Source organism: Streptomyces albidus (ex Kaewkla and Franco 2022), assembly GCF_013870515.1.
GTDB classification, from domain to species: Bacteria; Actinomycetota; Actinomycetes; order Streptomycetales; family Streptomycetaceae; genus Streptomyces; species Streptomyces albidus.
Map to the genome: position 1 here is coordinate 1 of NZ_JACBXA010000250.1, position 8295 is coordinate 8295.

General features: G+C 67.0%; 8 protein-coding genes. 7 read left to right on the forward strand and 1 reads right to left on the reverse strand.

Translation table 11 applies throughout. The features are described from left to right. Positions 1 to 27: 27 nt before the first annotated feature. Positions 28 to 345, forward strand: coding sequence for a peptidase inhibitor family I36 protein (locus H5J26_RS25460; protein WP_235981087.1), 318 nt, complete (start codon positions 28 to 30; stop codon positions 343 to 345). Positions 346 to 449: 104 nt separating this feature from the next. Here the strand turns inward: H5J26_RS25460 and aceE are convergent, their stop codons facing one another. After that, positions 450 to 3197: a pyruvate dehydrogenase (acetyl-transferring), homodimeric type gene (gene aceE / locus H5J26_RS25465; RefSeq protein ID WP_181768310.1), complete on the reverse strand. Its 2748-nt coding sequence runs from the start codon at positions 3195 to 3197 to the stop codon at positions 450 to 452. Between the two features lie 408 nt (positions 3198 to 3605). Between aceE and H5J26_RS25470 the strand changes: the two genes are divergently transcribed. The 6 genes from H5J26_RS25470 to H5J26_RS25495 all read left to right on the forward strand — a co-directional run bounded on the left by H5J26_RS25470 (position 3606) and on the right by H5J26_RS25495 (position 8161). Further along, the gene (locus H5J26_RS25470) at positions 3606 to 4046 is read left to right on the forward strand and encodes a DUF3052 domain-containing protein (RefSeq protein ID WP_181768311.1); all 441 of its coding nucleotides are present in this window, start codon (positions 3606 to 3608) and stop codon (positions 4044 to 4046) included. Between the two features lie 192 nt (positions 4047 to 4238). Further along, positions 4239 to 4697, forward strand: coding sequence for a peroxiredoxin (locus H5J26_RS25475; protein WP_181768312.1), 459 nt, complete (start codon positions 4239 to 4241; stop codon positions 4695 to 4697). Between the two features lie 112 nt (positions 4698 to 4809). After that, a complete protein-coding gene (locus H5J26_RS25480; protein WP_181768313.1) occupies positions 4810 to 5385 on the forward strand; it encodes a TerD family protein in 576 nt (191 codons plus the stop codon). Positions 5386 to 5493: 108 nt separating this feature from the next. Further along, entirely contained in the window at positions 5494 to 6072 is a 579-nt protein-coding gene (locus tag H5J26_RS25485) for a TerD family protein (RefSeq protein ID WP_181768314.1), read from the forward strand. A 39-nt stretch (positions 6073 to 6111) separates the two neighbouring features. Beyond that, positions 6112 to 7263 (forward strand): DUF475 domain-containing protein, encoded by a 1152-nt coding sequence (locus H5J26_RS25490; RefSeq protein WP_181768315.1) that lies wholly within the window; start codon positions 6112 to 6114, stop codon positions 7261 to 7263. Between the two features lie 145 nt (positions 7264 to 7408). Then, positions 7409 to 8161 (forward strand): Tellurium resistance, encoded by a 753-nt coding sequence (locus H5J26_RS25495; RefSeq protein WP_181768316.1) that lies wholly within the window; start codon positions 7409 to 7411, stop codon positions 8159 to 8161. Positions 8162 to 8295: the final 134 nt, after the last annotated feature.

Consider the following 8295-nt stretch of genomic DNA (forward strand, 5'->3'; position numbering starts at 1 on the left):
CCTCACCGCAGGCGGGGAGATGTGGCGATGGCGCGGCGTGGTGCGCTGTACGGTGCCCAGCCGAGGCTGGGGGACTGCGCCCCGGGTGAGCTGTGCCTGTGGGCTAGGTCAGGCTTCCGGGGTGAGCGGCGTACGTACGAGCTGAAGGACGTCACTCCCGAGAGCTGTGTGCCGCTTCCCAAGGGATGGAGTGCGCAGTCGTTCGCCAACCGCACGGGGCGGCCGGCGGCCGTGTTCCAGAGCGCGGAGTGCGCGGAGACCGGCGAGTTCCACACCCATCCCTCCGGCTCCTGGACGCCGGACGGTGAGTACAGGGTGCGGGCCGTCAAGATCTGGGAGCGCTGATGGCCGGGCCTCCCGGTGCGGTCCGGTGGTGCCGGACCGCACGCGGGCGGACACGGGGAACGGCCCCCGCAAAGCGAGGGCCGTTCCCTGAGAGATCACGCCGGCTACGCGTCGCCTCCGGCAGCCCCCGGGTCCGCCGCAGCCACGTCCAGCAGCTGGTAGCGGTCCACGGCCTGCTTGAGCGCCGAGCGGTCGATCTTGCCTTCCCTCGCCAGCTCCGTGAGCACGGCGAGCACGATCGACTGCGCGTCGATGTGGAAGAAGCGCCGGGCCGCACCACGCGTGTCGGCGAAGCCGAACCCGTCGGCCCCCAGCGACTGGAACGTGCCGGGCACCCACCGGGCGATCTGGTCCGGCACCGAGCGCATCCAGTCCGAGACGGCGACCTTCGGCCCTTCGGCGTTCTGGAGTTTGCGCGTCACGTACGGCACGCGCTGCTCCTCCTCCGGGTGCAGCAGATTGTGCTCTTCTACATCCACCGCCTCGCGTCGAAGCTCGTTCCAGGAGGTCGCCGACCACACGTCCGCCTTGACGTTCCAGTCGTCGGCCAGGATCTGCTGCGCCTCCAGCGCCCAGGGCACGGCCACGCCAGAAGCGAGGATCTGCGCGCCGAGCGTCCCCTTGGAGCCCTCCCGATAGCGGTGGAGGCCCTGCAGGATGCCCTCGACGTCCACGTTCTCCGGCTCAGCAGGCTGACGGATCGGCTCGTTGTAGACGGTGAGGTAGTAGAAGACGTCCTCGCCCTGAGGGTGCTCCGGGCTGGAGCCGTACATCCGCTGCAGGCCGTCCTTGACGATGTGCGCGATCTCGAAGCCGAAGGCCGGGTCGTAGGAGACGGCGGCCGGGTTCGTCGAGGCCAGCAGCTGAGAGTGGCCGTCGGCGTGCTGGAGCCCCTCGCCGGTCAGGGTGGTCCGTCCCGCGGTGGCGCCCAGCACGAAGCCGCGCGACATCTGGTCGGCCATCTGCCAGAACTGGTCGCCGGTCCGCTGGAAGCCGAACATCGAGTAGAAGACGTAGATCGGGATCAGCGGCTCGCCGTGGGTGGCATAGGCGGAGCCCGCAGCCGTCGCGGCGGCGGTGCAGCCGGCCTCCGTGATGCCGTCGTGCAGCATCTGCCCCGTCGGCGATTCCTTGTAGGCGAGCAGCAGTTCGCGGTCCACGGACTCGTAGCTCTGGCCCAGCGGGTTGTAGATCTTCGCCGACGGAAAGAAGGAGTCCATTCCGAACGTGCGGTACTCGTCGGGCGCGATCGGCACGAAGCGCTTGCCGATCTCCTTGTCCCGCATCAGGTCCTTCAGAAGCCGCACGAAGGCCATCGTCGTGGCGATCTGCTGCTGCCCGGATCCCTTCTTGACCGCCGCGTACGCCTTGTCGCCGGGGAGCTTGAGCGGCTTCGACCGGTTGAGCCGCGTGGGCACGTAGCCGCCCAGCTCACGGCGCCGGTCGTGCATGTACTGGATCTCTTCGGAGTCCTTGCCCGGGTGGTAGTAGGGCGGGGCGCCCGACTCCAGCTCCTTGTCCGGGATCGGCAGGCGCAGCCGGTCACGGAAGCCCTTGAGGTCGTCGACCGTCAGCTTCTTCATCTGGTGCGTGGCGTTGCGGCCCTCGAAGTTCGGCCCCAGCGTCCAGCCCTTGATGGTCTGCGCGAGGATCACGGTGGGCTGGCCCTGGTGCTCCTTGGCCGCCTTGTAGGCCGCGAACACCTTGCGGTGGTCGTGGCCGCCGCGCCCGAGGTGCAGCAGCTGGTCGTCGGTCATGTTCTCGGCCATCGCCCGAAGCCGCTGGTCGCCGCCGAAGAAGTGATCGCGGATATAGGAGCCGCTCTCCGTGGCGTACGTCTGGAACTGACCGTCGGGCGTGGTGTTGAGCTTGTTGACCAGCACGCCGTCCCGGTCCTGGGCGAGCAGCGGATCCCAGGAGCGGTCCCAGACCAGCTTGATCACGTTCCACCCGGCGCCGCGGAAGTACGACTCCAGCTCCTGGATGATCTTCCCGTTGCCGCGCACCGGCCCGTCCAGCCGCTGCAGGTTGCAGTTGATGACGAAGGTGAGGTTGTCCAGCCCCTCACGGGCCGCCAGCGAGAGCTGGCCGAGCGACTCCGGCTCGTCCATCTCGCCGTCGCCGAGGAAGGCCCACACGTGGGACTTGGAGGTGTCGGCGATGCCGCGCGCCTCCATGTACCGGTTGATCCGGGCCTGGTAGATCGCGCCGATCGGCCCGAGACCCATGGAGACCGTCGGGAACTCCCAGAAGTCCGGCATGGACCGAGGGTGGGGATAGCTGGAGAGGCCGTGGGGTGCCTTGCTCTTCTCCTGCCGGAAGCCGTCCAGCTGCGGCTCGGTGAGACGGTCCAGGAGGAACGCGCGCGCGTAGATGCCGGGGGAGGCGTGGCCCTGGAAGAAGACCTGGTCGCCGCCGTCGCCCTCGTCCTTGCCGCGGAAAAAGTGGTTGAAGCCCACGTCGTAGAGGGATGCGGAGGAGGCGAAGGTCGCGATGTGACCGCCCACCCCGATCCCGGGCCGCTGGGCGCGGGAGACCATCACCGCGGCGTTCCAGCGGGTCGCGTTGAGGACCTTGCGCTCGATCTCCTCGTTACCGGGGAAGAACGGCTCGTCCCTCGTCGCGATGGTGTTGACGTAGTCCGTGCTGCGCATCTCCGGTACGGCCACGCGCTTTTCGCGAGCCCGCTCGATGAGCCGGAGCATGAGATAGCGGGCACGTCCCCGGCCCCGCTCGTCGACGGCCGCGTCGAGCGAGTCGAGCCACTCCTGGGTCTCCTCGGGATCAAAGTCCGGGACCTGGCTGGGAAGGCCGCCAATGATGATCGGGTTGCGATCGGATCCGGAAGCCACGCTGTTCCTTCGCTGTTCGTTATTGCCCTGCATGGTGTCGCGCCGCCTCCATCGTGTACCGCCGCTGCGCTCACGTCATCTCTACTGAGAGGTAACCCGGTTCCCTCGCGCAGCGCGTAGATTTGAAAGATCGAGACGGGCGGCCGAATTGCCACCCTACGCCCGGGGTGCCGGCGCCGTGTCGCGTCCGGGGCAGCTGAGACAGCAGGGGGCAAACCATCACATCCCCGCCGGAGCGCTGTGGTGTGAATCACTGCTCATCGGGCATTGTGGGATGACACGTCAACGTTTGGGCGGGATGGATGGCGGGGTACTTGCGCGATCCGCCCTGCCCGTGTGGACTACCGCCAATGCCTCGCGTGCGCGCGGGGCACAAGGCACATTCCAGCAAGAGACAGGAGGCAATCCGTGAGCGCGACCGCGGACCACGCGGAGGAGCGGACCAACCCCGCCGCAAGGCTGGGTTTCCAGCCCGGACAGGTGGTCCAGGAGCTCGGTTACGACGACGACACCGAGCAGGCACTCCGTGAGGGAATCGAGGCCATCACGGGTACGGAGCTCGTCGACGAGGACCACGACGACGTGGCTGATGCCGTGATGCTGTGGTTCCGCGAGGAGGACGGCGACCTGACGGACGCGCTGGTGGATGCCACCACGATGATCGACGCGGGTTCCCCGGTCTGGTTGTTGACCCCGAAGACGGGGCGCGAGGGCTACGTCGAGCCGAGTGAGATCGGCGAGGCGGCACAGACCGCCGGGCTTGCCCAGACCAGCACCGTCAACGCCGGCAAGGACTGGAGCGGCAGCCGCCTTGTCACCCCCAAGGCCGCTCGCTCCGGGAAGCGGTAACGGCGCTCCGGCGAGCAGCGAAGACGCGGATACGGGCCCCCGGCAGCCAGCCTGCCGGGGGCCCGCCTTCTTGCTCGCCGGGGGTGAAAGACTGCACGGCGTCCCGCGGGGGTGGGTTCCCACCCCTTCCATCCCGGCAGCGGGGCGTCAGAACCCAGGACAACTCATCTCCACAGAAGGGCTCCACGTCCCATGGCCATCGAGGTCGGCACCAAGGCACCGGACTTCAAGCTGAAGAGTCAGCACGGCGAGACGGTCTCGCTCTCGGACTACCAGGGCAAGAAGAAGGTCGTCCTGCTCTTCTACCCGTTCGCCTTCACCGGCGTGTGCACCGGAGAGCTCTGCGCGCTGCGCGACGAACTGCCCTCCTTCGTCAACGACGACGTGCAGTTGCTCGCGGTCTCCAACGACTCGCCTTTCGCGCTGCGTGTGTTCGCCGAGCAGGAGGGCCTCGAGTACCCGCTGCTCTCGGACTTCTGGCCGCACGGCGAGGCGTCCCGCGCCTTCGGCGTCTTCGACGAGGAGAAGGGCTGCGCCGTGCGCGGCACGTTCATCCTCGACACCGAGGGAGTCGTGCGCTGGAGCGTCGTCAACAACATCCCGGACGCCCGGGATCTGAACGAATACCTCAAAGCACTCGAAACCGTCTGAGTCGTACCGCTGGGAGTGCGGGGAACCGCTCACTAGGATCGATTCGTTGATCTGACGGCAACCGAAACACGGGGCCTCGCAGTGCTCCGTTCGACAGACACCTGGAGGACTCGTGGGAGTCAGCCTCAGCAAAGGCGGCAACGTCTCGCTGACCAAAGAGGCCCCGAATCTGACGGCCGTGATCGTCGGTCTGGGCTGGGATGCCCGTACGACCACGGGCTCGGACTTCGACCTCGACGCCAGCGCCCTGCTGGCGAACGCCGAGGGCAAGGTCGGCAAGGACCAGAACTTCGTTTTCTTCAACAACCTCAAGAGCCCCGACGGCTCGGTCGAGCACACCGGCGACAACCTCACCGGTGAGGGCGAAGGCGACGACGAGGTCATCAAGGTGAACCTCGCCGGAGTTCCGGCGGACGTGGAGAAGATCGTCTTCCCGGTCTCCATCTACGAGGCGGAGAGCCGTCAGCAGAGCTTCGGCCAGGTCCGCAACGCCTACATCCGCGTCGTCAACCAGGCCGACGGCAACGAGCTGGCCCGCTACGACCTGAGCGAGGACGCCTCGACGGAGACGGCCATGGTCTTCGGCGAGCTGTACCGGCACGGCGCGGAGTGGAAGTTCCGCGCCATCGGGCAGGGCTACGCATCGGGCCTGCGCGGCATCGCGCAGGACTTCGGCGTCAACGTCTGAGAGATCTCGGCAGTCACCCGGCGCCGCAGACTTCCGTAACCGGGAGGTGTGCGGCGCCGGGTGATGTCGACACACTGGGGTGCATCACCACAGGGGAGGGATCAGAACATGGGCGTCACGCTCGCCAAGGGGGGAAACGTCTCCCTGTCGAAGGCCGCTCCGAACCTCACCCAGGTCCGGATCGGGCTGGGCTGGAAGGCACGATCCACCACCGGGGCAGCCTTCGACCTGGATGCCAGCGCGCTGCTGTGCGCGAACGGCCGGGTCCTCGGCGACGAGTACTTCATCTTCTACAACAACCTCAAGAGCCCCGACGGTTCGGTCGAGCACACCGGTGACGAGCTGGTCGGCGGCACCGGTGGTGACGACGACGAGACGGTCCTGGTCGACCTCTCGCTCGTCCCCGCTCACGTCGACAAGATCGTCTTTCCTGTCTCCATCTACGAGGCCGACTCCCGCCATCAGGCGTTCGGCCAGGTCACCGACGCCTACATCAGGGTCCTCAACCAGGCCGACAGCAACGAACTGGCGCGCTACGACCTCACCGAGGACGCCTCCTCCGAGACCGCGATGATCTTCGGTGAGCTCTACCGGCACGGTGGTGAGTGGAAGTTCCGGGCAGTTGGGCAGGGGTACGCCTCAGGCCTGCGAGGCATCGCTCTAGACTTCGGAGTCAACGTTTCGTAAGCAAAGGTCAATTGTCCGTAAAGCGGATTGGGTAGCCCAGTGGTTCTGAAAACTTTCGGCTGGTCCTTCGGCATCACCGCCGTAGGACTTGCCTTCGCCGCGCTCTTCTGGGGGTGGGAGGGGTTCGCCGTCGTGGCGATCCTGTCCGTCCTCGAGATCTCGCTGTCCTTCGACAACGCGGTCGTCAACGCGGGTGTCCTGAAGAAGCTGAACGCCTTCTGGCAGAAGATCTTCCTCACCATCGGCATCCTCATCGCGGTGTTCGGAATGCGGCTGGTCTTCCCGGTCGTGATCGTGGCCGTCACCGCCAAGATCGGGCCCATCGAGGCCGTTCAGCTCGCGCTGGACAGCCCGAACAAGTACGAGCAGCTGGTCACGGACGCGCACCCGGCCATCGCGGCCTTCGGTGGGATGTTCCTGCTGATGATCTTCCTCGACTTCATCTTCGAGGAGCGCGAGTACAAGTGGCTGGCCTGGCTGGAGCGTCCTCTGGCCAAGCTCGGCAAGGTGGACATGCTGTCCGTCTGCATCGCCCTGATCGTGCTGATGATCACGGCGACGACGTTCGCCGTCGAGGCGCACCAGCACGGCGGCGCGCACGCGGACAAGTCGGCGACGGTGCTGCTGTCCGGCGTGGCCGGCCTCATCACCTATCTCCTCGTCGGCGGTCTCTCCTCCCACTTCGAGAACCGGCTGGAAGAGGAGGAGGAACGCGAGCAGGAGGCCGAGGAAGAGGCCAAGCGCGAGGGTAAGGATCCCTCCCTGGTCGGAATGGCGGGCAAGGCCGCGTTCTTCATGTTCCTCTACCTCGAAGTGCTCGACGCGTCCTTCTCGTTCGACGGCGTCATCGGCGCCTTCGCCATCACGAACCACATCTTCTGGATGGCGCTGGGTCTGGGCATCGGAGCGATGTACGTCCGGTCGCTCACCGTCTACCTCGTCCGTCAGGGCACCCTCGAGGACTACGTCTACCTCGAGCACGGTGCGCACTACGCCATCGGCGCCCTGGCCGTGATCCTGCTGGTCACCATCAAGATCCAGATCAACGAGGTGATCACGGGTCTGATCGGTGTGGTGCTGATCGCCGCGTCGTTCTGGTCCTCGGTCCGGCGCAACCGTGCCGTCGAGGCAGCCAAGGCCAGCGGGGGCAAGGAATCCGCCGAGCAGACGGAGGTCGGCAACAAGGCGTGAGACCTGTGTGACATCCGGCTTTCCGGCAGCTGCGCTGTTCCGGGTGTCACCGAGGCCTGTTTGCGGAACGCTCTTGGCGGGGCGGCTCCGAGTCCCGACTCGGAGCCGCCCCGCAGCAGTTGGAGCCTTAGGTGGGGGTGCGTTGATGGTCTCCCTGTGGGAGAACTGGCGGAGCGGCGTCGGCAGGCAGCGGCGCGGCGGATTCGATATCGGGGGCCCCTCGGCCCACTCGGTGGAGCTGACCAAGCGCCACTCGTCGGTGTCGCTGACCGAGCAGGGCGCCGACACCGGCAGCATGAGGGTCAACCTCTCCTGGCGGATGCGCAGTTCCGACTTCGACGGCAGAGCGCGGCGGCGCGGGTCACTGCGGCACCCGCTCCAGGCGCTGAAGCCCCAGGTGGTGCAGGCGCACACCCAGGGCGTGGTCAACGTGGACCTCGACCTGGCCTGCATGTACGAACTCACCGACGGTTCCAAGGGCGTCGTGCAGCCGCTGGGCAACTTCCTCGGCGACTGGAACTCCCCGCCGTTCGTGAAGCTCACCGGCGACGACCGTTTCGGCTCGCCTTCGGGCGAGACGATCTATGTGAACCTCGACAACAAGGACAGCATCAAGCGCCTGCTGTTCTTCGTCTACATCTACGACGGCACCCCGGCCTTCGACCGTACGCACGCCGTCCTGACCCTCTTCCCCAGCAACGGCCCACGCGTCGAGGTGAACCTCGACCAGAGGGCGCCGCAGGCGCGTTCATGCGCGGTGCTGCTCATGCAGCACGAGAAGGGCCAGCTGACGGTCCGCCGCGAGGTGCGCTATGTGTACGGCTTCCAGGCGGAGTTGGACCGCCTGTACGGCTGGGGGCTCCAGTGGGGGCGCGGCTACAAGGCAGGCAAGAAGTGACCTCGCCGCTCCGGCATCTCAGCGGTTCTGGAACTGGGGGCCCTGGGGCGGCAGCGTGAACTCCGGGTCGGGTTGCGGATATCCGTAGGCGGGCTGCGGGTATCCGTACGCGGGCTGCGTGGCGGGTGGTTGCT